The sequence below is a fragment of the Priestia sp. LL-8 genome (genome assembly GCF_036227845.1).
Classification (GTDB): domain Bacteria; phylum Bacillota; class Bacilli; order Bacillales; family Bacillaceae_H; genus Priestia; species Priestia zanthoxyli.
Window position 1 is genome coordinate 3,480,716 of sequence record NZ_JAZAQH010000001.1, and the last position, 26,207, is coordinate 3,506,922.

Here is a 26,207-nt window from a genome sequence, read left to right on the forward strand (position 1 = left end):
CTTTTATCGTATAACGTCTTCTTTTGTAATCGCATTCATAAATTCGTAAAGCTCTTTCTTATCAGGCAAGCCTTCAATATCACCCTCTACGGTTACAACCATAGCTCCTATAGCACACCCTCTTCTAACTGTTTCTTTTAAAGAGGATTTATCTATTAATCCCGATAGTATCCCAGCGGCGAACCCATCACCAGCTCCTACTGGATCTATCACTCTAGCAACTTTAAAACCTTCTACGTAAGCGGATTCATTTTTAGTTGAATAATAAGCTCCTTCCTCACCTAGCTTAATAACAACTAGCTCTGCACCTAATTGATGAAACGCTGATGCAATGTCTTCAGGGTTATCCTTCTCAAATAAAAACTGACCTTCGTTCATTCCTGGTAAGATAATATCCGCATATGTAGCCATTTTAATGAGTGTTTGACGCGCAGTTTCTTCATTCCAAAGTGTCTTGCGTAAATTTGGATCAAACACTATTTTTACACCATTTTTTTTAGCAGCTTTTATCGCTTGAAAAACAGCTTCGTGGCAGGAGTCGCTCAGCGCAGGTGTTATTCCTGTCACGTATAAATATTTGGCAGAAGAGATATACTCTTCATTCATATCATGCGGATTCATAAAGCTTGCTGCTGACCCTTGTCTGTAATAAAAGACTTTACTGTTCATTTCATTTGTCTTTTGCTTTAAAAAAAGACCTGTAGGAGCATTATCATCAAATATCACATGTCTTACATCTATTCCTTCTCCTTTTATACTTGAAAGAATACGCTCTCCTAGCTCGTCTTTTCCTAATCGGCTAACCCATCCCGTTTGATAACCTAGTTTTGACAGAGCGATTAACGTATTACTTTCTGCTCCAGCAATTTTCGAAGAAAAGTCTTTAGCATATCTCATTTTTCCATTCGAGTGTGGGGTAAACAGAATCATTGTTTCCCCCATGCTTATCACATCCATTTTACCCCTCTTTTCATTTATCTCTTTGCCTCTTCATATCCAGCAATAAAAGATATATTAGTCGCTGTTTGAAGCAGCCTTTCTACAATAAAGTCTTTATGCTTCAGCATTCTTTCCTTAGGACCAGCTACACTAATAGCAGCTTGAATGCTTCCCTTCGCTCCAAATACAGGTGCAGCAAGGCAAAATAATCCTTCTTCATTTTCTTCATCATCAATCGCATAGCCCATTTGAACAAAAGAATCTAGATTGTCATTAAGAACTTTTTTATCTGTAATTGTATAATCCGTAATAGGCAGCAGCTCCGTATGTTCAAGCAGCTGCTCTCGCTGATCTTTAGGAAGAAAAGCTAAAAAGGTTTTTCCTAGTCCTGTACAATAAAGCGGCTTTCGGTTACCAGGCTGAGCGGTTGTTCTAATAGAACGATTATTATCAATCTTAACAACATAGACCAATTCTCCATCTGACAGCAAGGCCATAAACACAGTTTCTTGAACATCCTCCATCAGCTTCTTTAAATACGGTTTTCCCTCTGAAGAAATATCCAATGATTCCATAGCCGCTGTTCCAATTTGAATTAGCTTTGGCCCTAGCTTGTACTTCTTTAATGAGTCCTGATTCAAATACCCTTCATTATGAAGTGTTCCCACAAGATTAAACGTACTGCTTTGCGGAAGCGAAAGTAAATCGCTAACTTCTTTTACTGTTAACCCCTCGGGATGTTGAGCAATTAATTCAAATACCCTTAATACACGTTCTGCTGATTTTACTGACATGAAGAAATCCTCTCTAAATCACATATGTGATTTTGAATTTTATATATGATTTACTGATTTAAATACTATCATAGACAGATCATTAATTCAAAATATTTTTACAAATTAAACAAAAATACTTATGACAGAAACTGAAAAATGATTAATAAATACCAATATAAAAAAGCTTCTATGATGAAATCATAGAAACTAGAAAAAATTGTAATGGAAGTTAGTTATGAAAAATAGAGATTTTTTATTATCGATTTTTTTTAATGTATTTTTAGCTTATCTATGGGTCTTTCTCCTTTATTTAATTTTTGATTTTGTTCAGTTAGCTGTATAAACGATAAACTCAAGAGGCGAACAAGCCCTTGAGTACCAAGGGTTTGTTTTTTGCATGAGTTCCGGAAAGAGGCATTGCGACAACTAGAAGTAATCCCTGTTTTATGCTATCAATACTTTACATTAAAATTTCAATGCTTCCATATACCTTGAGTAGCTTGCTCAGTTTATAAAATTCACCCTAATTTGCGTTTGAATTCTTTACTAGCGAAAAAGTAAGCGATGACCATGATACCTAGGCACCAGGCAAGGGCACTCCAGATATCGTTGCCAACAGATCCTTCATACAAGAGGGCACGAATCGTATTCACGATTGAAGTCACGGGCTGGTTCTCGGCGAATGCACGAACAGCTTTAGGCATCGTTTCAGTGGGAACAAAGGCGGAACTAATAAAAGGTAGGAAAATCAGTGGGTACGAGTAGCCTGTGGCTCCTTCCATAGATTTCGCTGTCAGTCCTGGAATAATGGCCAACCATGTCAGGGCTAGCGTAAACAGCCCGAGTATCCCGGCTACCGCGAACCAATCTAGGATATCAGCACTGGAACGGAAACCCATCAAGAGCGCGACGAAGATAACTATCACGATAGTAAGCGCATTGGAAACAAAAGATGTCAACAAGTGAGCCCATAATACCGAAGAACGTTTAATGGGCATGGTGATGAAACGGGCCATCAGTCCACTTTTTACATCATTAAATAGCCGCACGGAAGTGTAAGCGACGCCGGATGCGATAGCCATCAGCAGGATTCCCGGTAATAAATAATTGACGTAATTGGCTGTTCCTGTATTTATAGCGCCACCAAATACGTAGACAAACAGTAGCATCATCATAATCGGCGTAATCGCCACCGTAATAATCGTATCCGGGCTGCGCATAATAGTGCGCATCAAACGTCCTAGTAATACACCTGTATTGTTTTTCATTTACATTTCCTCCTTTTTACCGATGATTGCGAGGAAGATTTTCTCCAATGTTGGCTGTTTCTCAATGTATTCCACTTTTGCTGGGGGGAACATCTCTTTAAGTTCAGTAAGGGTACCGGTTTTGATGATTTTTCCGCCATGTAGGATGGCTATACGGTCTGCCAGTTGTTCAGCTTCCTCTAGGTACTGAGTCGTGAGCAAGATGGTCGTACCACCGCCAGCAAGCTCTTTGATGGTGTTCCAGACTTCAATCCGGGCTTCCGGATCAAGTCCGGTCGTCGGTTCGTCGAAAAAAATAACGGCTGGCGCCCCAATCAGACTCATAGCTATATCAAGTCGGCGCTTCATCCCGCCAGAATATTGATCCGCCCGGCGATTGGCTGCATCGGTCAAGCTGAATCTTGCAAGGAGATTGTCAGCTACTTCATTAGGATTAGATACCCCTCGCAATTTGGCGATCATTATCAGGTTTTCCTTCCCAGTAAGCATGCCGTCTAACGCTGCGAACTGCCCCGTTAGGCTGATGTTTTGGCGGACGTCAGCCGGTTGACGTTGGACGTCAAATCCGCAAATACTCACTTCGCCGCTATCAGCCTTCATCAGTGTTGAAAGAATGTTAACTGTCGTCGTCTTCCCTGCTCCATTTGAGCCCAGCAGTGCAAAAATTTCACCGCGCTGCACCTCAACATTCACCCCTTTTAAAACTTCTTTGTCTTTAAAGGTCTTTTTTAACTCTTTTACAAAAATCGCTGTATTTCTCATACGTTTTTCCTCCTTTTAAAAAGCTCCACAAGCTTGCTTGCTAGAACTGTCATGCTGTAACTAAGCTGAGCGTCTCGTAGAGCTAGGTTTTTGACATTTCACTATTTAGTCTGACTGATATTCTGTATCACTTAGTACTGAGTTTAAAAAATGACTGAATAGCGAAAGCAACTAGCTATTCAGTCGATGTTATTGATTAAATTTATTTTTTCCTAATCGTTCCTTAATACTCTGGTTCAAATCTTCACGATACTTAACCATATAAGTTTTAGCGTTTGCCACTAATTCGTCAGCAAAGGAAGCCACATCGTCTCCAGTAATTTCGAGCACCTGTCTACCTTCTGCAGCACCTGCTTCGAATAAATCAATTAATTCATACTGCATGTGTAGCATATCCATTCCGTTGCCCGATGAGAAATTCCACATGTAGTTTTGAATTTTTTTAAATACAAACTCATAGTCCTCTGGCAAGGCTTCAACCCGTGCCATCATCATTTTATACTCTTTTTTATCACCAATCATTTTTTTGAATATTTCCAACATGTCATTTTTCCTCCTTTTTATAAAGCTTCATAAGATGCTTTAAAACTATCCTATGAAGCTAGTTTGACTTCAAGACGTTGATTTTTGATGATACAAAATCCCACCTTTTCCAAAACAGCTCAAGCTCCTTGTAGCCCGCCTCATTAAGCGAATAAAATTTGCGGGGTGGGCCCATATCTGATGGTTTTTTTTCTATATTCACAAGTTTTTTCTTTTCTAATCGTACGAGAATAGTGTAGACCGTTCCTTCCACGACCTCGATAAATCCAAGCTCGTTCAGACGGCGTGTGATCTCATAGCCATAGGTTTCATGGCGGCTGATAATTTCTAACACACAGCCTTCCAGCGAACCCTTCAGCATTTCAGTTAAATTTTCGATCTTCAGAACCTCCTCTATATTGTCTGACTTATATTCTGTATTACTTAGTACCAAGCCAATTTTTACTTAATAACTTTTAAAATTAAGCTATTAAGTAATACTTAGTATATGTAGATTGTAATACTTAGTACCGGGCATTTCAACTATTTTTTAAAATATTTTAAAAATTATTTATGCTGTTTATTATAGAAAAACCATTTTTTATCAAAATGAGTTATTTCTGTTAGTACAATACCTTTTTTATTAATATGATTGTATTGCTTCAGTCAAATTTAACTTTTTGATCAATTCTTCAGTTGTTAAAACTTTGGCAAACTCATTATCTAAAGTTGCTAATGACACAGTATGTATTTGTTCAGCTGGATAATATGCATGATCTGCTCCTTTTATTGCAAATGCAGCTGTGGCATCTGATACGAGATACGTTTCAAATCCTAAATTATCACTCATTCGAGTAAAAGTTGATACATAATGTGGAGTTGTTAATCCTACTATTACGACTTTTTCTATTTTGTTTTCTTTCAAATGATTCTCAGTCTCCTTATTTTTTCTGAATATTTTAACATTTTTATAGATATATACCTTTAAAGTGGTATAATATAGAGAACGTCAGTTCGGGAGGCTTAATATGCAAACAAAAAAAGTTTATATTTATGTATTTAATACAATGTCAGATTGGGAGTATGGATATTTAATTGCTGAATTAAATTCAGGAAGATATTTCAGGCAAGGTTTAGCCCCTTTAAAAGTAATGACGGTAGGAGTTAATAAAGAAATTATTAAAACAATGGGGGGGCTGAGTATACAGCCGGATATTTCTCTTGATGAGTGCACTCTTCTGGATAAAGATCTTTTAATTCTACCGGGAGGAAATACATGGAGTGAGGAGATTCATCAACCTATATTGAAAAAAGTTGGGGAAGTTTTAGAGCTTGGTACTATTGTAGCTGCAATTTGTGGTGCTACTGATGCCCTTGCAAATAGTGGATACTTAGATTCTAGAAAGCATACGCTTAATAACTTAGAATATACACAAATGGTCTGTCCTAATTATAAAGGGGAAAAGTTGTATGAGATTGGACCTGTAGTATCCGATAATAACATGATTACTGCTTCAGGAGTAGCACCTCTAGAATTCGCGAGGGACGTATTAAAAAAATTAGATGTATTTGCATCAAATACATTAGATTCATGGTATAGCTTAAATAAAACTCAGAAGTCCGAATACTTTTTTCAGTTAATGAGCTCAATATAGGTTCCTAATTATATACAAGGTGGATTACAATAATTTTCTTTTTTATTTTTGTATACGTAAAAATAGATAAAAAAGATGATTAAAAACAGCTTTTGTCTACCCTCCTTAAAACCCCAGATAATCAAAATATCTGGGGTTTTTTATTATAAAGGTTTTAATGTTTACATTAGATAACGACAAATACATATCTTTTCCACGAATTTCCTATATCTTAGATTATTAAATATCAATAAATTTAATACTGATTCTGTTTATCTAGATCAATTAAGGAGATACTTTTTCCTCAGATTCATTAAAAGAAATATTTTTTATCCATTCTTTTTTTAATAATGCATACTGAAGAGTATTTTCATACTTAGGTGTTCCATCTTCGTATTTAGTAAACGAAATAAACTCAACAAAACGTCCTTCTTTACGCATTCCTAATTTTTCACATAGTTTTTGTGATTTATAGTTATCCTCCTCAACGTATGCATAGATTCTTCTTGCATCCAATTGAGTAAACAGATTCCTAAGGAACTCCTTTACACTCTCGCTTGCGTACCCTTTCCCCTCATATTGAGCATTAAAGTGCCAACCAATGGAATAAGTATCTGGATCTTCCTTTAAGTAGAATATTTCTCCTATTAGATCATCACTGCCTTTTAAGCAGACTGCAACAAAAGAGTCATCTTTTTTTCTTTTTTGAGCTTTTAAAGCAGATTCCTCTATTGTGTGAACTTTGTCTTCAAGAAAGCAGTTTACCCTTGGATTAGCCAAGTATTCCAAAAGAGCTTGAGAGTCTGCTTTAGAAAAGTTTCTCAATAGTAATCGATCAGTTTCAATCTTTTTCATTAAAAATCCTCCTAACCTATATTTATGGGCTTATTTCTCTGAAAAGACAACAACAATAATTTAAGGGATAACATAACAATAATGGTTGGCTAAGCTTTTGTGGTTTTAGCTGTTAACGTCTTCAGCAACGCGTTCACCAATATCAAGTACACGCGAAATATTTTGCACAATTTCAGGAAGACCAACTACTGCCTCTTGAAACATCCAAATATAAGCTAGAACTGCATAAATAGCACCAGGCGTAGTACCCTGAACACCTGTAAGTCTAAGTAGTGTAGCTAGGGTTAAGAGAATGACGACAATCTCCATCATCCCCCATGTTTTAGCCTCAGCGTTAGAAATAGCAACACGCCACAAACGTAATCGTGCAAAATGTTTTTGAACAATGGTAAGTGGACGATGAACGACTATATCTGCCTCTTCTTCAATCCGGTTGTTAAGTGCGTGATTCAAACGATAAGAACGTCGACCGAACCAATGGTTTATGATTAGTATTGGAATTAGTGCCAATAAACTTAAGAACCCAATAAACTGGTCATAAAGAAATAACATGATAATAGCGCCTAAAAATCGAATAACCGTTGTTACAACTGCTGGCAGCTCCATCTGAAAGAAATCTACTACCTCTCGAGACAATGAGACACGTCCTACAATTCGAGTTCCTTTTACTCCATCAGCACGCTGGCGCTCTACCATTTCTGCAGCAACATTAGAATAAATTCCAACGAATACTTTGGTATCGTAAACGTGTCTGAACAAGCCAACCCCTAGGTGAAGGATCCATAGTAGAGCAAGTGGTATAAGGCTAGCCGGATTCCCTTTAAGCAACCCATCGATTGCAAAACCGGTTGTTGCAGCGTAAAGAAGATCGCAAACATTTTCAACAAGAGTGAGCATATAGGTAAGGCAAATTCCTTTACGATTTTTTGACCATATACCTTGAAGGAGTTGACCTACGGAGGATTTTTTCTTTTTTATCATTTGCATCTTATCTACTCTTTCTTTTCTCTAATTAAAAAACTTTAATTCTATTCATTTCTTTATCTTCAAATTCATCATCAATTTGCCTTTTCACTTACTTTAATGAAATAAAAGACTCGTCATTGCTGTTTATATCTCCTTTCCAGTACAATGAACATCATAAAGTATATGGTTACCGTATAGTCAAGGAGGATTTTATGAGGGAAGAGTTGGAAAAGTACTTTACTACTGGTGAATTCGCGAATCTCTGTCGTGTAAAAAAGCAAACTCTGTTTCATTATGACGAGATAGGGTTACTTTCACCTCAAATAAAAAAAGAGAATGGATATAGGTACTATTCGTATGAACAATTTGAAGCCTTTCAAGTGATTGCCTTATTTAAAGAATTTGGTGTTCCATTAAAAGAGATAAAAGTTCTTTTAAAAGATAAAAAACCAATAAATATGATTACTCTTTTAAAGGAAAAATCTCTTGAAATTGAAGAAAAAATTAAGAGCCTTAATCATTTACAAGCAATTATTCAAACGCGCTTACAGTTAGCAGAACATGCTTTAAAAACTGATTTTTCTTCTATTTCATTGCAATATTTAGATGAAGAAACCTTTATGATTAGTGAAAATATTTTAGAAGAAGCCGAACAAAAATATACTACAGTTATTCCGGAGCTCATTCATTATACTCAACTTCATAAATTAGATCGAGGATATCCAATTGGAGCAATGCTTGCGAGAGAACAAATTCAAAAAAAAGAGTTTTACAATTACGAACATTTGTATATCAAAATCCCAGAAGAGATAGAAAAAATTCATTGTCATACACGTCCCCAGGGACTATATGTTGTTGGGTATCAAAAAGGTGCCGAAACCGAACATGCTTACGATCGAATTATTCAATTCGTTAGAGAAAAAGGGTTAAAAATAGGGGAGTATGCATATGAGGAATACGTGATTGATGAGGTAATGGCGGATGGAATAGAGAATTCAATTACAAGAATTCAACTTCAAATTCAAAGCCAATAACGTTTTTTTAGTTTGTATTGCAAAGAAGTACCATATTTACTAAACATATGTGGCGTATACAGACTAAAAATAGAAAACCCAACCTGTGAGCTCTAAAGGTTGGGTTTTCTGTTTTTGTAAACAGAGTATAGGAGAATTGCTTATTGATTTTTCTAGATGGCAATAATGAGGAAACTTTATTCTTCATAAAGACGGATTGCTTCTTTTAGCACAATAACATCCTTCTCCTTAATCCTCAATCTCAATTCCAGCTTCCTTGAATGGTTCCAATACTTCTGGATCGCACATGGAAATATAGTCCACTGCTTTTAGATTCTTTAAGTTCTGAAACCCTTCCACAGACCGTACGTCAAATAAACTGTCTTCACCGTCCCAATCTGGCTTTAGAATATGATAAATTTCATTACCCCCATCAAAGCAAAGGGATTCAACCTTTTCCAAATCACTCTTTTCCAGGGTTAACTCTTCTAAATAATCTTTGATTTCAACAATGGGTCCAGCTCCAGAATACCATTCAAAATTATTCGTATACTTATCTTTTAAATCGGTTAATTCTTCTAGAAATAACGGATCTTGATCTAATAAAGCTTCAATGACCACTAGTTTAAAATTAAAGTCTTTAAACATCCCACTCTTCCCCATTTTGCTACCTCCGATCTTATCTCTGTATTAGGCTTGTAATCGCCCCTGCACTATTCGTATTATAACAATCATCTATGAATAAAACCTGCGTTTTCACGTATGTTTTTCGTTTTTATTATTTTCGCGTTGACGGCACAACTGAACCAAATATTCAACCACAACTTAGTTGACTTTACTTTTATTACGTGTTAATTTGTATATGCAAATGAAGAAAAGGAATGATTACATGAATAATGAAGAAGAACAAATATTAATACACTGTCTTTACTTTACAGCTAGCCGATTTGCTCGCAACATTACAAAATTAGCTGAAAAAACATTTAATTTTGGTGACGTCGCTCCTTCCTACCTTTACATGATTATGATTGTAAAGTTTCATCCGGATATCACTCAGAAAGAACTGTGCCACAAGCTATCAATTGCTCCTTCTACAAGTACGAGGTTTATTGATAAACTTGAAAAATTAAAGCTTGTCGTCAAAAAAATGGATGGAAAGCAGACGCGGATCTCGTTAACGGATGAAGGAGAAAAAGTGTATCATCAGTTTCGCGTTTCGTTAAAAGAATTGTTTACTAATTACTCAGAAATATTAGGAGATGAATTTAGTAAAGACTTAAGTAAAATGCTGCATGAAGCGAGCAATAAGTTAGAGAAAGAATCGTAATTTTTTTACCCCTTCATTTGCATATACAAATATAATGGGAGGATTTAATATGTCTGAAAAACTATTACTAATTGTTGGTTCTGGTCCAGGGATTAGCTTAAATACAGCAAGAAAATTTGGAAAAGAAGGATTCAAAGTGGCTATGATTTCCCGCAGTATGGACTCCTTACAGAGATATGAAGATGAACTTAAAAACGACGGAATTATAGCAAAAGGATTTCCAGGTGATGTCTCTTCTGAAGAATCTTTAAGAAAAGCCATCGATAAAGTAATTAAAACTTATGGAAAAGTTGATGTTCTTTTATACAATGCTGCTTCAGGAAGACCTGGCAAACCAACAACATTGAGCGCTGATCAATTAGTAGAAGATTTTAAAATCAGTGTAGCTGGAGCTCTTACTGCTGTTAAAGAAACAGTTCCCCATATGCAAAACGGAGCCATTTTGTTAACAGGCGGCGGATTAGCTCTTCATCCATATGCTGACTATTCTTCATTAGCGATTGGAAAAGCAGGCATTCGTAATTTAGCATATAGCTTGAATCAAGAACTTGCTTCAAAAGGAATTTACGTTGGAACGTTGACTATTAAGGGTTTTGTTGAAGAAGGAACGTACGTCTCACCTGCAAATATTGCTGAGACCTTCTATCACATGTTTGAAAACCGAAAAGACGTAGAGGTCACTTTTGAAGAAAAGTAAAAATTTTTAACACATCATTTGTATATACAAATATAAAAGGAGTTTATTTATGAAAAAAACATTAGTTATTGTTGCACATCCCAATTTAACCACTTCAACCATTAACAAAACATGGAAAGATCGCTTGAGTCAAGAGAGCGACATTACTGTTCATGATTTATATGCCACATATCCAAACGGTACTATTGATGTTGCTTACGAACAACAATTGCTGCTTGAACACGAACGGATTGTGTTTCAATTCCCGCTCTACTGGTACAGCAGTCCTTCTTTATTAAAGGAGTGGCAGGATGTTGTTCTTAGTTATGGTTGGGCATACGGATCTGAAGGCACAAAATTGCATGGAAAAGAGTTTATGTTAGCCATTTCAACAGGCGGACCTGAAGCAGCCTATCAAGCTGGTGGATCTAACCTTTTCAGCATGAGTGAACTAACCAAACCGTTTCAAGCAACAGCAAACTTGACCGGTATGCGATTTTTGCCCTCTTTCATAAAACAAGGAGCACGTATCTTAACGAACGAACAAGTCCATGAAAGTGCTGAGGAGTTGTTGCATCACCTCAAGCTTACCTTTTAAGCGCGGACAATCTTTGTACAAAACATCTGATATATTCTCACAAAAATTGTAGTCCAAATAAAAAAAAGACTAACGCGAAGGCGCTTAGTCTTTTTTGTTACCTCTTTTCACTATTCTACATGCAGACACCATTATCTTCTATGTTTGCCGAACAATCAAATCGTACCAATAATATCTTGACTACTAATCCTATCCCTTTTAGTCAGCGTTAATTTTTTTTGAATCATCAAGTTCTGGAAAAACCACATACATTTCTATTCCCTTACCCTTGTCTTTTATATAATCAAAATCAGCAGTACCTAGGAAATCACCTGGTTTCACATAATCTCCTTCATTAGCACTAAGCTCAAGAGGAATGCCCTCTAGCTGTACTGTATCGGTACCAATATGAACCAAAATGCTGATTCCACTGTCAGTTTTCATTGTAAAGGCATGTTTAGTTGGAAAAATAGAATCGATTGCTCCTGCGATAGGTGCATATATTTCTTTTGCATGAGGTAACACATAGAACGACACCATTTAATTAAGGTCTTACAATGATTCTTGAGAGGGTTTGTCAAAAATGGAGCTGCATAATTTTTTTGCTTCTTACTTAATTTGTTGTTCTTGTTTCACTTTTAACAATTTATCAAATGCTTGCCAAGGCATTAACGCACAATTATGTCTTGCAGGCAGCTTATGAATATCTTTTAAACTAATCGCATCTTGTATTTGAGGATCTTCTACTTTACTTCCACGTACAATCATATTTTTTATAAGGGTAGAAATATCCTTGATTTCTTCTATTTTTTTGTCTTTTACTATGGTTGTAAACATTGATGAAGAAGCCATACTAATAAAACAACCTTCTCCTATAAAAGATATATCTTGCACTCTATCGCCTTTAATGACTGCATACATTGTCATGATATCCCCACAAGTAGGATTTTTATAATGTACTTTATGAGTGTGGGATTCCATCAATCTGTGGTTTCTTCTATTTTTCGCATGATCCATTATTACATGCTTGTATAAATGATCTAGGTTCATTTATTTCCTCCCTTATGCTTTTGAAGAAAACGATTTACTGATAGAAAATCGAGGCTTTTCTTACACCTTTTCTTCTACTTTAATCAGAACCAAACAACCTATCCCCCTTATTAGATAGGTAAATTGTGAAGATTTCGTCTTTTTTATAGAAAGCTTTTTTGCTTCGCGCTTTCTTCTAAGCTTTTTAACTCTTTGTTTAACTTTTCTTTATCAAATTTTTCGCCAATAAAGACGAGATTGTTTGGAAAGGATTTTTTTTGTGGAAAAGAGTAAGGAATTCCATATGAATATTGAAATAAATAAGTATCTTCCTCACTTCCTACAAACTGTAAAAAGCCTTTTATTCGATAAATAGTACCAGGCAGTTCTTTTATCCATTTTTCAAATTCTTCTTTTATAACTTTACCTTCAAATTGATAAGTCATCGTTTGAATATGCAGATGGTGATGAACGTGTAGTTCAGTATGATTATCCACAGAGGAATGAAAGGAATGATTAATTTCTTCTAGGGATGAAATATTCCCATATGTTGTTCTGCTCATTTGAGCCTTAGTATTCACCTCTCTTATTTCCTCTTGTAGAGATAATTGATCTTCTTTGGTCACTAAATCACTTTTATTTAAGATTAAATGATCACTATATTTTATTTGTTCTACAAGCAGCTTCTGAATCGATTTATTCAATTTCTTGCGATCTTTCCATCTGCTTAAATCAATGACGCTAATAATAGACTTAACATCAATATATGGCGCAATAATAGGGGATAAACAGGCGTCTAAAACTTCTAAAGGATGTGCAACTCCCGTTGTTTCTATGTAAATAACATCTGGTTGATGCTGTTGATAGAGAGATAACAGCTGCAGTTCTAATTGATCCTTCATCGTGCAGCAAATACAGCCATTTAAAAGCTCTCTTAACGGCGTTTCTCTTCCAATAATATCTGTATCAACAGAGTGCTCTCCTATTTCATTTAATAAAACAGCCACTTTTTTCTTTCGTTTCTTCTCTTGCTCTAAAATAGTTTGTAATAAGGTCGTTTTTCCACTCCCTAAAAAACCACCAAGTATATATATTTCAATTTTTTTCACCTATCTTCACTCATTTCTTCTTTTATATTCAATGTTTCGTTTCTTTCATATGACCTGAGCGCTTACTTTTAGTTTCAATATATCTTTTGTTATACTCTGTTGTTTCACATCATACCGGAATTCTTCTATTAATCTTAATTCCTCTATCTACCCTCATCTAAGAAAATTTTACTGCCAGTAGCATTCTTTTGTCCCTGATATTTTCCTCTGTAAGGATTAATGGTCGATTGATCCATTTGGGCAAATACTAGTTGGCAAATTCTCCATCCTTTAATTAGCCTTATGGGCAGGCGGTTAGCATTATATAGTTCAAGAGTAATTTGTCCTTCAAACCCTGGATCTACCCAGCCGGCATTTTGGATAAACAACCCCATTCTGCCTATAGAGCTTCTGCCTTCTACAAAGGCAGTTAAATCGTTGGGAAGTTTAATGTACTCCAATGTAGTTGCCAGCAAGAAAGAATGCGGCGGAATAATTATTTCATCATTTTTCAGGTGTTCATATTTAATTTCTTGGTCTAAAGACATAACACCTATTTGATGCTCTTTAACCTTTAAATAGCTAGATCCTATTCTTAAATCCACTGAAGCAGGTTGAATTTGATTATCCGTTAAAGGTTCAATATGTAATTGTTTGTCTTTTATTTTCTGCTCGATAGTTTTATCAGATAAAATCATCATATTCTCGCTTTCTTTACGTTTTATTATAAAAAACCAATCATTACACCTTATGAAGAATAAGCAGGTTAAAAAGTATTAACCTGCTTCCTTCGATTGCAGTATAAATCAAACCTTTTGACATTTTAGAAGCCACAAATGAGATAAGATATTTTCTACTACGCCTGTTGTAACTTCCAAGTGAAGGAATCTGTAAACTTACTCCAATCCTCTTCCAGCTCTTCCTCCGTTAGAAGACATTGGTCTAATTCCTTTTCAATTTTATCTTGTTCTAAATCCACACCGATAAATACTAATTTGGTATGACGGTCACCAAACTGATCATCCCATTCATCCAATAAATGCGGATTTTGTTTAATAATTTGCTCTTGTTGGTTTCTTGGCAAGGAGGCAACCCAATAAGAAATAGGCTCAATACTTACAGATGGTCCAGCTTGAGACATTAAAAGTGCTACATTATTTCGGCTAGCGCACCATGCAATCCCTTTAGCTCTAACTATTTGCTTTGGCATTGAATAAACCCATTCAGTAAAACGTTCTGAATGAAAAGGCCTTTTTATGTCATAGACAAAAGAACTAATTCCATATTCCTCTGTTTCAGGTGTATGCGCATGATGACCTTCATTGAGTTCCTTTATCCAGCCAGCCGAAGCGCTCGCTTTATCGAAATCAAATAAGTTCGTATTTAAAATTTCTCCTAAATCAACTTGTGAATGACTAGCACGAATAATTTTAGCACTAGGTTGTAATGTTCTTAGTACGTTCTCTAATTTCAGCAGCTCATCTTCTGTTACGAGGTCACATTTGTTTAGAATCAGCACATCACAAAATTCAATTTGGTCAATTAGTAGATCTGCTATTTCCCTTGTATCCTCTTCTCCTAACGCTTCTTTACGATCAAGTAAAGAATCTCCTGACTCGAAATCTTTCCAGAAGCGATTTGCATCTACAACCGTCACCATCGTATCAAGTTTACAGAATTGAGTTAGATCAATTCCTACTTCTTCATCGATATATGAAAACGTTTGTGCTACAGGAACGGGTTCACTTATGCCTGTAGACTCAATTACTATATAATCAATATTTCCTCTTTTAGCTAATTTCTCTACTTCAATCAGAAGATCTTCTCTTAAAGTACAGCAAATACACCCATTTGACATTTCAACAAGCTTTTCTTCAGTTCGAGATAAATCTCCACCCTGCTTTACTAATTCAGCATCGATATTGACTTCACTCATGTCATTTACAATGACTGCTACTCTTAATCCTTGTCGATTCTTTAAAATATAATTTAATAATGTAGTTTTTCCAGAGCCTAAATAGCCACTTAAAACGGTAACAGGTATTTTCTTCATTGGAACACTCCTATACACAAATCGTAATCATTACGATTTAAATATACTATGTAGATTAGATGAAAGCAAGAAATTTAGTAAAATTGTTATTTATTTCTCTTGTATTTTTATATGAGCTGTAAGGCGCTCTTTTTATTCACTAGTGATTGGAGCCCCTCCGCTGTATAGATATACTCAAGGATCATACTAAAACCCAAAAAAACTTATTAAAAGAATCCATAGGTCCTTTTAATAAGTTTTTTCTTTTAGCGATGCCTTTACAGTTTTTCCGTATAACCTCTTAAATTTCGAATTAAAAAAGAGATCCCTGTCAGTAAACAATTAAGAAATAAATATTTCGTCAGGTAGTGTTGAAAACTATAGGTGAAGTAAAAGTATAAGAAGAACACAAAACTAAAATAGAAAATAAATTTTAAATATCTTTTTAAAACAGCATTATGAGGAGAATTCACGTTGACTACTCCTTTTAAAGTCATATAATAAAATTATTTTTTCAACCTATATTGGAACGTTTTTCTGTGTCATTTTATAAAACAATTAGAAAAATGATAGGTAATGTAGCAAGGCTTAAGGAGGTACTAATTAACGTTGCACTTGATACAAACTCCGGCTCTGTATTAAATTGAAGCGCGTACATAGTTGTATTCGCAGCTGTGGGCATAGCAGCCATAATAATCATTATTTGTTTCACCATCTCGTCCACCGGTAACAGAAGTGTTAGTATATAAGCGATAAATGGCGAGATCACAAGTTTGATCGCTAATGACCATGAAACTTTTGCTTTGGCTAAATTTCTAATTGATATTTTAGCTAGCTGCATTCCAAGTACAATCATGATGGTGGGAATAGCTGCACCCGCTACTAAATCAACCGCTTCTTTTACAGAGTTGCTTAATGGAATATGAAGAAACTGAAATATAGCTCCTAAAAGTCCCCCATACACAATTGGTATCCGTCGAACTGCGTCAATGGCTGATTTTATACCATTTCCTTGTGGACTTCCTTTAGCTGCATAGTAAACTCCCACTGTACACATGACCAATTGCTGTATGACCATTAGAATAATAGCAGAGTCTAAGCCTGTCACGCCAAAAAGTAATAAAACAACGGGCGTACCGTAGTTTCCATTATTCATAAATGAGGACGCTAATATCATTCCACAGGTTTCTGAAGTAGAATATCGCTGGAAATAAGCAATAATATAGACGACAGCAATTAATGCAAAGCAAAGTGCAAATGTGTATAACGTAAGATATAAGTAATCAATCGTAAATTTGGTTGTGTAAAATGTTTTGAACACTAGAACTGGAGACATCAAATAAAGTGCCATTGTTGAAATCGTTTTGGTATCAAATCCTATTTTCTTTTGTCCAATAAATCCAAGTGCAAAAATCCCGAAAATAGGAAGGAGGATTGTTAGGAACTCCATGTTTGTTCACCTTCGTCATTTTTTCTTTGTTATTTTCCAAATGAAAGACCTAGAAAATTAAAAATCTAGGTCTTTCATTTAAACTAATAAATTATAAATTTAGAACAATGATACGTTCTTCAGTCATTTCTTCAATTGCATATTTTGGCCCTTCTTTTCCGTTACCGCTCTTTTTCACACCGCCATATGGCATATGATCAACACGATACGCTGAAGCATCATTTACAATTAATCCGCCTACTTCGATTTCACGAGCTGCCTTCATAGCAAACTGTAAGTCATTCGTAAAAAGGCCTGCCTGTAACCCATAGTCAGAATCATTTACTTTTGAAATCACTTCATCAATCTCGTCATATTGAGCAATAGCTACTACTGGCCCGAATACTTCTTGGCGACAAACTTTCATCTCATCATTTACATTGGTCAAAATTGTAGGAAGATAGAAAGCACCATCACGCTTTCCTCCAAGTTCAATTTTTGCCCCTTCTTCCACCGCTTCTTTTACCCATTCTTCCACTCGCTCTGCTTCTTTAAGACGAATCATAGGTCCAATATCCGTTTGCTCATCCATTGGATTACCAACTACTAACTTTTCTGTTTTTTCTTTTAGCTTATTAACAAAAGCAGTATAAATATTCGTATGAACATAAATTCGTTGAACGGAAATACAAACTTGTCCTGCGTTATTAAAGCTTTTTTGAGAAATTAAAGATGCAGCTTTTTCTAAATCAGCGTCTTTATGTACGACAGTAGCCGAATTATTTCCTAGTTCAAGTGAAACTTTACGTAAACCTGCCTTAGATCGGATAAGTTCTCCTACTCTTGGGCTTCCTGTGAACGTAAACATATTAACATCCTGGTTTTCTAATAACCATTCACCAATTTCTGCTCCATCTCCAGTCAATACTTGAAGGCGCCCTTTTGGCAGCCCTGCTTCTTCCATTAGCTTAGCTAGCTTGAGCGCACAAATTGGAGTGACTTCAGCAGGCTTTAATACTACACTATTCCCAGCTGCGATTGCCGGTCCAAGTTTATGACAAACTAGATTGATAGGCACATTAAACGGTGTGATAGCTGCAACAACTCCAACCGGGACTTTTACTGTAAAAGCCATACGATTCTCCGAGCCTTGAGCCGATTCAACAGGTACACCTTCTCCATGAATACGCTTTGCCTCTTCCGCTGAAATTTGTAAAGTTGTAGCCGCACGCTCAACTTCTCCGCGAGATTCACGAATAGACTTTCCAACTTCAGTAGCCAAAATTTCAGCAAATTCTTCTTGGCGGCTTAGCAGTAGCTCAGCTGCTTTCATTAATACCTCGTAGCGTTCATATGGTGAAAAAGTGTTTTTTAACGCCTCTTTCGCGCTGGCCACAGCTTTATTTACATCATCTTTTGTAGCTACTGAGATTTCAGCTGCAGGCTGCTGCGTATATTTATTTAAGACTTCCATTTTTTCTGCTGTTGTTTCCCATTCCCCGTTTACATATAAACCATATTGTTTGACTTGAGTTAAACTTGTCATTATCTCCACATCCCCAATTGTATTAGCGTTTTATCTTGTAAGCTCAATATTGTAATGATATTTATCACTGCGATATTTTGTTACCGTAAATTCAAGTGGCTTATCATCAAAACCATAACTTACTCGTGTCATTTCAAGTAAAGCTTCTCCGCCTCGTATGCCTAACAGATCGGCTTCATAAATGGTTGCATTAATCGCAGATATCTTCTCTTTAGCTCGTTTTAAGAAGATTTCATTCTCTTCTAGTACCTCATAAAATTTTGCACGATTTAAATCTTGTTCAACTAGTATTTTCCCAATATGCGTAGGCCAACAAGAACGTTCAATGGCAATAGGCACCTCATCGGCAAAACGAATTCGTTCAATAACTAAAACCTCTTCTCCAGCATCCAATTCCAGCATGGAAGTTTCATAATATAAATCTTTTTTAAAATCAGTACGAATGAGCTTTGAATTCGGTGTTAATCCTTTTTCCGCTACTTCTTCTGCTAGTCCTTTAAGCTTGCCTAAGCTGCCGCCGATCAGTGGCTGAGGCTTTACGATTGTCCCCCTGCCTTGTTTTTTTTCTAGCAGTCCATCCTGTACTAGCATAGAAATAGCTTGTCTTAAGGTAGTACGGCTTACATCGAATTCTTGCATTAATTCTTGTTCTGTTGGAATTAACGTATTGGGCTTCCAAACTTTCTCTTGTATACGTTTAATTAAGACATCTTTTACTTGAAGATAAAGCGCGATATTTTTATTAGAACCGATTGTATCTTTCATGTTCTCAAACTCCTTTTAAGTTAGCGTTTGGTATTATTATATAGTATTGGCTAACTTTTACTGTAGCAGAGAAGTACGATTTTCTTAGATATAGACCTTTGTTTCTAGATTAAGCATACGTCCTAGTTCAATTAGATGTTCTGTGACATCACCATACACTAGTGCAAAGTGAGGTTCGTACCCCGCGTGCATAAGTTCATAAAGTGTGTCTGATGCATTTGTCGCCAGTTCCACTTCTACAGACGTACCTGTAAAAGGCTGCTCTACATCTAAGGCATCTCCTTTCATCACTAGAAGGCGATATCCATCAGGCGTATGACTTACCCTGAAGATCGTTACTTCTCCTGCTTTTAATCCAAAATCCATCGCAAAACCAATTTTTCTATTAGGATGTACCCCTGCTGTTGCTCCGGTAGAAGGATTGGCAAGTGAATATGCTCCTGCACCGCAGTGCCAAAAAACAACTGAGTTTTTTTCTTCGTCTATGTGAACTAAATCCCCTAGGTAAGGCGCATTTCCACCTGCTAACTCACGCAGGATAAACATGGAGATTGATCCATGAATATCCGATTCACAGGACGTTACCATTCCATCCTCCGTAAACTGAGACAGCGTTGAGCATGGAGCAGCTCCTAAATCATTAAAGAAATCTGGCCAACATCGCATAGCTAGTGCATCTAACTCTTCACGTTGAATGTGCTTTTTAATATATGTGGAAAATTGAGCAAATTTAGTAACCGTTTCATCATTTCGATTTAAACCAATTACCTGCTTTTCTGCACGCTCAACTTCCCCTATCCATTCGTGTTCTGGAAGCTTTACGCACTCTTTGAACGCTTCTTGTAAATCCATCTTATGAAGGGTTACTCCAAGTGCGCTTTTTAATTCATCTTCGTTAGCTTGTGAAAAGAAGAATCCCGGCGGATAATCTCCCACTACCCCAATTTTTAATTCATTTAATGCTTTTAGCACGCCCATAACGTTAATTTGTCTTAATAGACGCTCCTGCAACGCTTTCTCATCTGGATTTCCAAATACAAATGCAAACGGATGCTGATGGTTGCGCAGCACATTACTGGTGCTATTTCCACCTGTTAGCGAGTTTAAACGTAAACGCCCCCCTACACTTGGCTCACGTACGGACCAAACAATTACAGGCTGTTTAAAATACTCCAATATCTTAACCATAAATTCACCGTCGGCAAACGTAACGCTTTGATATAAGACGGTATCAATCTTATCCCCTTTAATTGAATCAAGAAATCCCTGTAATTCTTCAACTGATGTTATAATTTGCTCCGGCGCGATAAGAGTACTGCAGTTGCCTTTCAGCCACTCCATACTTTTTTGACGATACATTTCAGCTACTTCAATATCAAATGTTTTTCTACCTATAGGCACATATAAAACTGTTGTATTTTGCATATAGAGTTCCCCTTGTCGTAAAACTATTTGTTATAACCATTTTAAGATACATCATTACCTTTATCAATACTATTTCTCCGTTTGACTACATTATATAAATAGCCTTTAAATTAGATGTGAATTAGTTTAGAAAACAACTCACTCCATATAGATTTTTTACGGTAAAATACAGGTGGATAACCTAATGGCGCCTGAACAGTGACCGATCCTCCTGTGTACTCTTCACCGCTCCATACATGGACCCACTGATCTTCTGGTAAATATACTTCCCACTCTGTTTGATTTTCTTGATGAACCGGCGCAACAAGTACATCTTCACCAAATAAATATTGGTATTGAATATCATATGTTTTTTCATCTTCTTCATAGTGCATAAACAAAGGTCGCTGAACAGGAATTCCGCGTCGCGCATTTTCTTCTACAAGTGATCTAATATAAGGTGCAATCGCTACATAAACATTAGACATTCTTGCTAAATGCTCTAGTGCTTCTTCATCACCGTCAAACTGAAAACAATCATCAGGACGGTTTCCTTCATGTGTTCTCATCATAGGCGTGAAGGCTCCCATTTCTGCCCATCTCATCAGAAGCTCTTTTGAACGTTTATTACCATGTAGACTTGTGTACCCTCCAATATCACTATGGTGTAAGCCACAGCCACTCATTCCTGATGATAAAGCTGCAGGAATAACAGAAGCCAAACCATCATCTAGCGACCAATCTACACTTTGATCTCCGCCCCAAAGAAGCGTACAGTATTTTTGTATGCCCGTATATCCGGCACGCATAAAGTATACAATTTCACCAAGTTTCCCTGCTTCTGATACCGCTTCATAGTTCGCTTTTGCCCACATTGTCGGCCAAGCATTATGCATAATCTTAGCGTCGACTCCATTTTTGAGCACAACGTCAGTTGGTAAGTATTCGCCAAAGTCGGCCATCCATCCGTCTAATCCAAAATCAATCATGTTCTCTTTAATAACTTGTTTATACCATTCGGTAGCCTCTTCGTTAGTAAAATCAACAACTCCGCAATAAAATTCACCGAAATCCACTAAATACGTATTTCTTTCCGTATTTAATGCTAAGTACCCTTTATCTTCAGCTTCCTTATATAAATCACCTTCAATGGCTACATATGGATTAATGTAACCTAGAAAACGAATATCATTTTCTTTCCACTCTGCAATCTTTTTATCTAGCTCCGGGTATTCATTCTCGTTCCATTTCCAATTCCACATTAAACGTTTGCCGAAAGAAGTAATACGTTTGCCCTGCCAATCTTGACACCATACTCCAGATACTTTCATACCTTTTACTAAAACTTTTTCTAATTTTTGTTCAACAACATCTGTACCACCTTGAATGCCTAAAACCACGCCGTTATATACCCAGTCTGGTAGCTCGGGCTGTCTTCCGAATAAACCGGTAATTTTTTCAACTAATTCAAGGTACGTATCCGCCGTTTCAAACAGCATATATTTAGGTACTTCCCAAACCTGCAGTTCATGGAACGCCTCATTGCGAAAATCAAAGTCCGCGTATGCTGTTGTTTCTACATGACAATAGTACTTTTTACTAGATACATATGTAGGTTGAGGAAAATTGGTATTATAGTAATCTCCTCCAGCCTTATCGATTACATCAGCTTGCCATGTTACATATGTTTGTTTATTTCTTCCTACACCCGGCTCAGATGTCCATAAAGGAAAATTTTTTCCTCTCATATTAAAATGAGAAAGTTGTTCTCCGCATCCATAGACTTTTTCCTGTTCATCTGCAGCTACTCGTAACCAAAAGCGGTTAATGTTCGCATCGTGTTTTTGGTATTCTACTTTTAGACGATTCTCTTCTTCCTTAACTATAAGAGACAGCATAGTATCTCCATTTTTAAAGCTGGAGAAATCAATTTTATATGCCCCTTCTACTTCTTCAACATTCGCGTAGCGAAGAGCTGTACGTTCGGTCACATAATCTTTAATATCAAAGTTCCCTCTATACATTTCAATCGTTTCTTCTCCATAACCAACAAACAGCATTGGCTTTTGTATTGTATGCTGAAGTAGAACTACACCGTTAAGAGCAACTTCAAACCCATCTTGTAAGATCTCCACATTTACCCCTTTAGTTACGTTTAAGGTACCTGACATTTTTATCTCTCCCATCAATTAATAGAGCTTAGTCTTTTGTCTAGCATTCATGCGCTCTATTGATAAACTTTAATATTTTCTCCTTTTATACCGGGATGTGCACCTTTATTAATTAATTGCTCTCTTTCAGGATGAGCAATTAACCATTTATTTTTCATAAACAATAACTCATCTTCTTTTGTTCTTTTTTGAATATTAGTTGACAACGGATCGTTTGTTCCTTTAGGTAAAATGACGATTGTTTTAAACCCTTCATTATTGACCTTACAAGGAGCAAAATGTAATGTCGTACCATACAACTCAATTGCTGCTCCCTTAGGTACGAAGAAAGCGATTACATCACTTGAATTAAAAAAGTTATTTTCAACTCCCTGTACCTTACCTAATAAAAGAACCATATCCGTTATAGCGATATTGATTTCACTGCTTTTATGATACTCGAGACCATTTAAGGTTGAATTAGGACCATTACAATATCCAATTTGAATAGGCATCTCACCATAAAAAGCTTCTTGAAGCTGATTCTTAATAATGGTATTTTCCATCTCCGTGACGGATGCTACATACACATTCTGATCTTGAGGAATAGTTAAACTATCCATATATGTTTCTAGTTCATTGAAATCATACTCGTTTATTACATTTCCATAATGTTTAAATTTGCTGTCCTCTATATGATAAAAAGGTATATGTTTATTTAAGTCTTTCATGTATTGAAAGCTGCTCAACGTTTTCTTCTCTCCTTTTGCTATATAAAAAGCCCCTCCAAGAAGATAATAAGATTCTAAGAGGCGCCTTTTATAAAATACATATGTTTATTTTAAGACAGGAGCTTCTGTGACTGTATTATCCCAAGCGTTGCGAAATTTGTTTAAACCATAGTCTGTAAACGCATGCTGGAAGCTTTCTTTATATACATCAAATCCGCAAGTCACAATATGCGCACCAGCTTTTGCCGCATCTACAATTTGTTTACCATTACGTAAAGCAGCAACAATGATTTCTGTATTGTAATCGTAGTTTTTATAGATATTCACAATATCCTGAATGTATTGAGTTGTATCGTCCCCGCTATTTTCTTTCCAGCCGACAAATGGAGATACAAATTTAGCACCGATTCTTGCAGGCTGAAGTGCTTGTGATGGCGAGAAGACAAGAGTGACGTTAGTAGAAATACCTTGTTTTTCAAATTCCTTTGCTGCAATTAAACCAGGTTCTGTGCATGGAATTTTAATAACAAAGTTTGAAGATAACTTAGCAATCTTTGTCCCTTCTTCTACCATATCTTTGGCATTATCTAAATGAGGATTAATTTCCACTGAAATCGGGAAATTTTCGACTCCTTTAAACTCACTTGCAAATTCATCTAAAACCGTTAAGAATGGTTTACCGCTGTTCATAATGTGGCGAGGGTTTGTTGTAACCCCATCAATTGCCCAGTTTTCATACGCGTAACGAATTTCCTCTAAAATAGCACTATCTAAAAAATACTTCATCTTTATACCTCCAGTAAGTGATTATCATCCTTAAAAGATAATAACCTTTATATAATTTGTAATAACCTTTGTATTTATAATATGAAAACGCCACCAATATTTCAAGTACTTTTTGCTAGATTATTAAATTAATTTTGTATTTCGTCTATTTTACCTATCATCTTACATTGGTATTCTATTTTTACCCTTAGCAAGATCCGCTACGATTTTATTGTATTTTTCATCTGAAAGTTTATAAAAGAAAAACATGACAATAATCGTTGCAATTGCTAATGCACTTGGATAAATAAACATTAACCCTCTGATTCCCTCCAGTACATTTGCACTTTGCACCGCGTTTGGAACGTAACCCACAATTCCTAACACAACGCCAGGAATAAAGCCTGCAAGCGCTTGAGAAAGTTTACGGAAGAACGTAAAGAAAGAATACACAACACCTTCAGATCGATTTCCAGTCTTCCATTCGCCATACTCTACAGCATCAGAAACTAATGCCCAGTTTAAACTGTTTACAAATGAGCTTCCGAAGAAAGCAAAGCAAGCTAATGTAATAAAGATCACTGCGTTATCTGCAAAAACATAAGCTAAAATGTCTCCTACAGCCCAAATCGCGCACCCTAATATGTACGTAGATTTCTTTCCAATTTTTTTAACCATGAAAGGAACCATTGCTACGCCGATAAATACACAGCCGATACTAAAAAAGCCCATATAAGGAACGATTGCTACATTTTTTAAAACGTACTGACAAAAATAGACTTGTACAGCAAGCTTGACGTTAAAAGCTGAAAAGGTAAACAAATTAACTAAACAAAGAATGAGTAAAGGCGTATTCTTAAAAAGCCCTTTATAGCTGTCAGTCAGCTTTACATTTGTATTTTGGGGTTTTTCATACACATATCTTTCTTTTACATTGGCATAACAATAGACTTGTAATAAAACGCCCAAAAATGCAAAAATAGATACAGCCACTAAATAACCAGTAGATTGATTGTTAAACATTAAGACAATCGGCATAAACCCTACAGTTGTAATAAGAAGGCCTAAATTTGATCCTGCTTGTCTAAATGATGCCATTTCTGCTCGTTCAACGGGATCTTTTGTCATCGCAGGTACCATTGATCCATAAGGAATATTTGAAATGCTATAAATCGTTCCAAATGCCATATACGTTACATATGCCCATATAATCTTTCCGGTTATTGAAAAATCGGGATTAGTAAAGCTGACTATCGTTATCAAAGCAAGCGGTATTGCAGCATAAAGAAAGAATGGTCTAAATTTGCCTTTAGGACCTATCTTCTTTCGATTATCAATCCAAGTACCTACTGTAATATCAGCGAACGCATCCCATATTTTTGTAATTAAAAATACTAAACCTGCTGTTGCAGAAGGCAAGCCTAACGCGTCGGTATAAAACTTCAGCAAATAAATTTGACCCAAGTCTAACATAAAGTTATTTCCTACATCTCCCAATCCATAAGCAACCTTCTCTTTAAGTCTTAGTTTCTTAGGCGTATTAATTGAATGTTCTACATTTTGAACCAATGGCTGTTCCATAAGTTCTCCCCCTTTGATTAACACATTTTAAGACTTCACATTAAAGATGCATCACATAGGAGATTACAATTTTGATACACTTCCAAACTTATAACCTCCTCTAAGTTGATACTAAAATCACCCCTCTTTCATAACATCACAATGTTTTTTAAAAAGTTACTACCTTTTTATTTATAATATGAAAACGCATACAAATTATCAAGTGTTTTTTTTATTTTATTTACAAAAGGCTGAATACTAATAACAATAAATCTATAGATGTCCCTTGGGGAATAAGGATTCTTTTTGGGCTGTGTGCCGGAAAGAATGGTTATGTACACTAGTTTTATATATGATATAAAGATCTATCCAAAGAATAATTATGATAAAATG

Annotated in this window: 28 protein-coding genes; 5 read left to right on the forward strand and 23 right to left on the reverse strand. The window is 36.0% G+C overall.

The genetic code is table 11. The features are described 5' to 3' along the window. Nucleotides 1–3: 3 nt before the first annotated feature. From U9R83_RS18150 to U9R83_RS18180, 7 genes are all read right to left on the reverse strand, one after another. Nucleotides 4–957: a sugar kinase gene (locus tag U9R83_RS18150; RefSeq protein WP_115654589.1), complete on the reverse strand. Its 954-nt coding sequence runs from the start codon at nucleotides 955–957 to the stop codon at nucleotides 4–6. 17 nt (nucleotides 958–974) lie between these two features. Then, nucleotides 975–1,733: an IclR family transcriptional regulator gene (locus tag U9R83_RS18155; RefSeq protein WP_115654590.1), complete on the reverse strand. Its 759-nt coding sequence runs from the start codon at nucleotides 1,731–1,733 to the stop codon at nucleotides 975–977. A gap of 500 nt (nucleotides 1,734–2,233) precedes the next feature. Continuing rightward, complete coding sequence (locus tag U9R83_RS18160; RefSeq protein WP_226555057.1) at nucleotides 2,234–2,983, reverse strand: ABC transporter permease; 750 nt, start codon at nucleotides 2,981–2,983, stop codon at nucleotides 2,234–2,236. Further along, nucleotides 2,984–3,745, reverse strand: a complete 762-nt coding sequence (locus U9R83_RS18165) for an ABC transporter ATP-binding protein (protein ID WP_328575352.1) — start codon at nucleotides 3,743–3,745, stop codon at nucleotides 2,984–2,986. It abuts the gene before it with no gap. Nucleotides 3,746–3,934: 189 nt separating this feature from the next. Further along, nucleotides 3,935–4,288, reverse strand: coding sequence for a DUF1048 domain-containing protein (locus U9R83_RS18170; RefSeq protein ID WP_048019363.1), 354 nt, complete (start codon nucleotides 4,286–4,288; stop codon nucleotides 3,935–3,937). 58 nt (nucleotides 4,289–4,346) lie between these two features. Beyond that, complete coding sequence (locus tag U9R83_RS18175; RefSeq protein ID WP_028414817.1) at nucleotides 4,347–4,667, reverse strand: PadR family transcriptional regulator; 321 nt, start codon at nucleotides 4,665–4,667, stop codon at nucleotides 4,347–4,349. Nucleotides 4,668–4,910: 243 nt separating this feature from the next. After that, on the reverse strand, nucleotides 4,911–5,243 hold the full coding sequence (locus U9R83_RS18180) for an isochorismatase family protein (protein WP_258232160.1): 333 nt from the start codon (nucleotides 5,241–5,243) through the stop codon (nucleotides 4,911–4,913). Between the two features lie 52 nt (nucleotides 5,244–5,295). Here U9R83_RS18180 and U9R83_RS18185 point away from each other — a divergent pair, with 52 nt between their 5' ends. After that, on the forward strand, nucleotides 5,296–5,922 hold the full coding sequence (locus U9R83_RS18185) for a type 1 glutamine amidotransferase family protein (RefSeq protein WP_048020755.1): 627 nt from the start codon (nucleotides 5,296–5,298) through the stop codon (nucleotides 5,920–5,922). 264 nt (nucleotides 5,923–6,186) lie between these two features. Here U9R83_RS18185 and U9R83_RS18190 read toward each other — a convergent pair whose 3' ends face one another. Next, nucleotides 6,187–6,756: a GNAT family N-acetyltransferase gene (locus U9R83_RS18190; protein WP_243549737.1), complete on the reverse strand. Its 570-nt coding sequence runs from the start codon at nucleotides 6,754–6,756 to the stop codon at nucleotides 6,187–6,189. Between the two features lie 105 nt (nucleotides 6,757–6,861). Next, nucleotides 6,862–7,743: an ABC transporter six-transmembrane domain-containing protein gene (locus U9R83_RS18195; protein WP_115654596.1), complete on the reverse strand. Its 882-nt coding sequence runs from the start codon at nucleotides 7,741–7,743 to the stop codon at nucleotides 6,862–6,864. A 191-nt stretch (nucleotides 7,744–7,934) separates the two neighbouring features. On the opposite strand from U9R83_RS18195, the gene U9R83_RS18200 reads away from it, so the two are divergent. Next, the gene (locus U9R83_RS18200) at nucleotides 7,935–8,756 is read left to right on the forward strand and encodes a MerR family transcriptional regulator (protein WP_328575353.1); all 822 of its coding nucleotides are present in this window, start codon (nucleotides 7,935–7,937) and stop codon (nucleotides 8,754–8,756) included. Nucleotides 8,757–8,984: 228 nt separating this feature from the next. Here U9R83_RS18200 and U9R83_RS18205 read toward each other — a convergent pair whose 3' ends face one another. Then, nucleotides 8,985–9,398 (reverse strand): DUF6892 domain-containing protein, encoded by a 414-nt coding sequence (locus U9R83_RS18205; protein ID WP_226555053.1) that lies wholly within the window; start codon nucleotides 9,396–9,398, stop codon nucleotides 8,985–8,987. A gap of 226 nt (nucleotides 9,399–9,624) precedes the next feature. Here U9R83_RS18205 and U9R83_RS18210 point away from each other — a divergent pair, with 226 nt between their 5' ends. From U9R83_RS18210 to U9R83_RS18220, 3 genes are read left to right on the forward strand one after another with little or no spacing between them, the layout of a single operon-like run. After that, entirely contained in the window at nucleotides 9,625–10,062 is a 438-nt protein-coding gene (locus U9R83_RS18210) for a MarR family winged helix-turn-helix transcriptional regulator (protein WP_226555052.1), read from the forward strand. A 49-nt stretch (nucleotides 10,063–10,111) separates the two neighbouring features. Beyond that, the gene (locus tag U9R83_RS18215) at nucleotides 10,112–10,759 is read left to right on the forward strand and encodes an SDR family NAD(P)-dependent oxidoreductase (protein WP_028414818.1); all 648 of its coding nucleotides are present in this window, start codon (nucleotides 10,112–10,114) and stop codon (nucleotides 10,757–10,759) included. Between the two features lie 49 nt (nucleotides 10,760–10,808). Beyond that, nucleotides 10,809–11,336 (forward strand): NAD(P)H-dependent oxidoreductase, encoded by a 528-nt coding sequence (locus tag U9R83_RS18220; protein ID WP_243556218.1) that lies wholly within the window; start codon nucleotides 10,809–10,811, stop codon nucleotides 11,334–11,336. Between the two features lie 198 nt (nucleotides 11,337–11,534). Here the strand turns inward: U9R83_RS18220 and U9R83_RS18225 are convergent, their stop codons facing one another. From U9R83_RS18225 to U9R83_RS18285, 13 genes are all read right to left on the reverse strand, one after another. Beyond that, nucleotides 11,535–11,840: a PTS sugar transporter subunit IIA gene (locus U9R83_RS18225; protein ID WP_243556215.1), complete on the reverse strand. Its 306-nt coding sequence runs from the start codon at nucleotides 11,838–11,840 to the stop codon at nucleotides 11,535–11,537. Nucleotides 11,841–11,924: 84 nt separating this feature from the next. After that, on the reverse strand, nucleotides 11,925–12,365 hold the full coding sequence (sufU, locus tag U9R83_RS18230) for a Fe-S cluster assembly sulfur transfer protein SufU (protein ID WP_208733039.1): 441 nt from the start codon (nucleotides 12,363–12,365) through the stop codon (nucleotides 11,925–11,927). A gap of 143 nt (nucleotides 12,366–12,508) precedes the next feature. Beyond that, complete coding sequence (locus U9R83_RS18235) at nucleotides 12,509–13,453, reverse strand: CobW family GTP-binding protein (protein WP_116740113.1); 945 nt, start codon at nucleotides 13,451–13,453, stop codon at nucleotides 12,509–12,511. A gap of 143 nt (nucleotides 13,454–13,596) precedes the next feature. Beyond that, a complete protein-coding gene (gene dcd / locus U9R83_RS18240) occupies nucleotides 13,597–14,130 on the reverse strand; it encodes a dCTP deaminase (RefSeq protein WP_047750166.1) in 534 nt (177 codons plus the stop codon). 158 nt (nucleotides 14,131–14,288) lie between these two features. After that, entirely contained in the window at nucleotides 14,289–15,485 is a 1,197-nt protein-coding gene (locus U9R83_RS18245) for a GTP-binding protein (protein WP_116740115.1), read from the reverse strand. A 526-nt stretch (nucleotides 15,486–16,011) separates the two neighbouring features. Beyond that, nucleotides 16,012–16,914 (reverse strand): AEC family transporter, encoded by a 903-nt coding sequence (locus tag U9R83_RS18250; protein ID WP_016766289.1) that lies wholly within the window; start codon nucleotides 16,912–16,914, stop codon nucleotides 16,012–16,014. A gap of 91 nt (nucleotides 16,915–17,005) precedes the next feature. Next, entirely contained in the window at nucleotides 17,006–18,439 is a 1,434-nt protein-coding gene (locus U9R83_RS18255; RefSeq protein ID WP_328575354.1) for an aldehyde dehydrogenase family protein, read from the reverse strand. A 30-nt stretch (nucleotides 18,440–18,469) separates the two neighbouring features. Further along, nucleotides 18,470–19,204: a GntR family transcriptional regulator gene (locus U9R83_RS18260; protein WP_014458890.1), complete on the reverse strand. Its 735-nt coding sequence runs from the start codon at nucleotides 19,202–19,204 to the stop codon at nucleotides 18,470–18,472. Between the two features lie 84 nt (nucleotides 19,205–19,288). Next, nucleotides 19,289–20,629, reverse strand: a complete 1,341-nt coding sequence (gene sftI / locus U9R83_RS18265) for a sulfoquinovose isomerase (RefSeq protein WP_140451170.1) — start codon at nucleotides 20,627–20,629, stop codon at nucleotides 19,289–19,291. A gap of 110 nt (nucleotides 20,630–20,739) precedes the next feature. Beyond that, on the reverse strand, nucleotides 20,740–22,779 hold the full coding sequence (locus tag U9R83_RS18270; RefSeq protein WP_328575355.1) for an alpha-glucosidase: 2,040 nt from the start codon (nucleotides 22,777–22,779) through the stop codon (nucleotides 20,740–20,742). A 56-nt stretch (nucleotides 22,780–22,835) separates the two neighbouring features. Continuing rightward, nucleotides 22,836–23,507, reverse strand: coding sequence for a DUF4867 family protein (locus U9R83_RS18275; RefSeq protein ID WP_140451168.1), 672 nt, complete (start codon nucleotides 23,505–23,507; stop codon nucleotides 22,836–22,838). A gap of 87 nt (nucleotides 23,508–23,594) precedes the next feature. After that, complete coding sequence (locus U9R83_RS18280) at nucleotides 23,595–24,275, reverse strand: transaldolase family protein (RefSeq protein ID WP_014458886.1); 681 nt, start codon at nucleotides 24,273–24,275, stop codon at nucleotides 23,595–23,597. 162 nt (nucleotides 24,276–24,437) lie between these two features. Beyond that, a complete protein-coding gene (locus U9R83_RS18285; RefSeq protein WP_208733035.1) occupies nucleotides 24,438–25,835 on the reverse strand; it encodes an MFS transporter in 1,398 nt (465 codons plus the stop codon). Nucleotides 25,836–26,207: the final 372 nt, after the last annotated feature.

Bases quoted from the DNA above. Each gene is read 5' to 3' on its own strand.
- U9R83_RS18200 (WP_328575353.1), top strand. From the start codon at position 7,935: ATGAGGGAAGAGTTGGAAAAGTACTTTACTACTGGTGAATTCGCGAAT.
- U9R83_RS18155 (WP_115654590.1), bottom strand. From the start codon at position 1,733: ATGTCAGTAAAATCAGCAGAACGTGTATTAAGGGTATTTGAATTAATT.
- U9R83_RS18250 (WP_016766289.1), bottom strand. From the start codon at position 16,914: ATGGAGTTCCTAACAATCCTCCTTCCTATTTTCGGGATTTTTGCACTT.
- U9R83_RS18165 (WP_328575352.1), bottom strand. From the start codon at position 3,745: ATGAGAAATACAGCGATTTTTGTAAAAGAGTTAAAAAAGACCTTTAAA.
- U9R83_RS18215 (WP_028414818.1), top strand. From the start codon at position 10,112: ATGTCTGAAAAACTATTACTAATTGTTGGTTCTGGTCCAGGGATTAGC.
- U9R83_RS18285 (WP_208733035.1), bottom strand. From the start codon at position 25,835: ATGGAACAGCCATTGGTTCAAAATGTAGAACATTCAATTAATACGCCT.
- U9R83_RS18160 (WP_226555057.1), bottom strand. From the start codon at position 2,983: ATGAAAAACAATACAGGTGTATTACTAGGACGTTTGATGCGCACTATT.
- U9R83_RS18195 (WP_115654596.1), bottom strand. From the start codon at position 7,743: ATGCAAATGATAAAAAAGAAAAAATCCTCCGTAGGTCAACTCCTTCAA.
- U9R83_RS18210 (WP_226555052.1), top strand. From the start codon at position 9,625: ATGAATAATGAAGAAGAACAAATATTAATACACTGTCTTTACTTTACA.
- dcd (WP_047750166.1), bottom strand. From the start codon at position 14,130: ATGATTTTATCTGATAAAACTATCGAGCAGAAAATAAAAGACAAACAA.
- U9R83_RS18270 (WP_328575355.1), bottom strand. From the start codon at position 22,779: ATGTCAGGTACCTTAAACGTAACTAAAGGGGTAAATGTGGAGATCTTA.
- U9R83_RS18150 (WP_115654589.1), bottom strand. From the start codon at position 957: ATGGATGTGATAAGCATGGGGGAAACAATGATTCTGTTTACCCCACAC.
- U9R83_RS18205 (WP_226555053.1), bottom strand. From the start codon at position 9,398: ATGGGGAAGAGTGGGATGTTTAAAGACTTTAATTTTAAACTAGTGGTC.
- U9R83_RS18255 (WP_328575354.1), bottom strand. From the start codon at position 18,439: ATGACAAGTTTAACTCAAGTCAAACAATATGGTTTATATGTAAACGGG.
- sufU (WP_208733039.1), bottom strand. From the start codon at position 12,365: ATGAACCTAGATCATTTATACAAGCATGTAATAATGGATCATGCGAAA.
- U9R83_RS18245 (WP_116740115.1), bottom strand. From the start codon at position 15,485: ATGAAGAAAATACCTGTTACCGTTTTAAGTGGCTATTTAGGCTCTGGA.
- U9R83_RS18185 (WP_048020755.1), top strand. From the start codon at position 5,296: ATGCAAACAAAAAAAGTTTATATTTATGTATTTAATACAATGTCAGAT.
- sftI (WP_140451170.1), bottom strand. From the start codon at position 20,629: ATGCAAAATACAACAGTTTTATATGTGCCTATAGGTAGAAAAACATTT.
- U9R83_RS18170 (WP_048019363.1), bottom strand. From the start codon at position 4,288: ATGTTGGAAATATTCAAAAAAATGATTGGTGATAAAAAAGAGTATAAA.
- U9R83_RS18280 (WP_014458886.1), bottom strand. From the start codon at position 24,275: ATGAAGTATTTTTTAGATAGTGCTATTTTAGAGGAAATTCGTTACGCG.
- U9R83_RS18190 (WP_243549737.1), bottom strand. From the start codon at position 6,756: ATGAAAAAGATTGAAACTGATCGATTACTATTGAGAAACTTTTCTAAA.
- U9R83_RS18260 (WP_014458890.1), bottom strand. From the start codon at position 19,204: ATGAAAGATACAATCGGTTCTAATAAAAATATCGCGCTTTATCTTCAA.
- U9R83_RS18220 (WP_243556218.1), top strand. From the start codon at position 10,809: ATGAAAAAAACATTAGTTATTGTTGCACATCCCAATTTAACCACTTCA.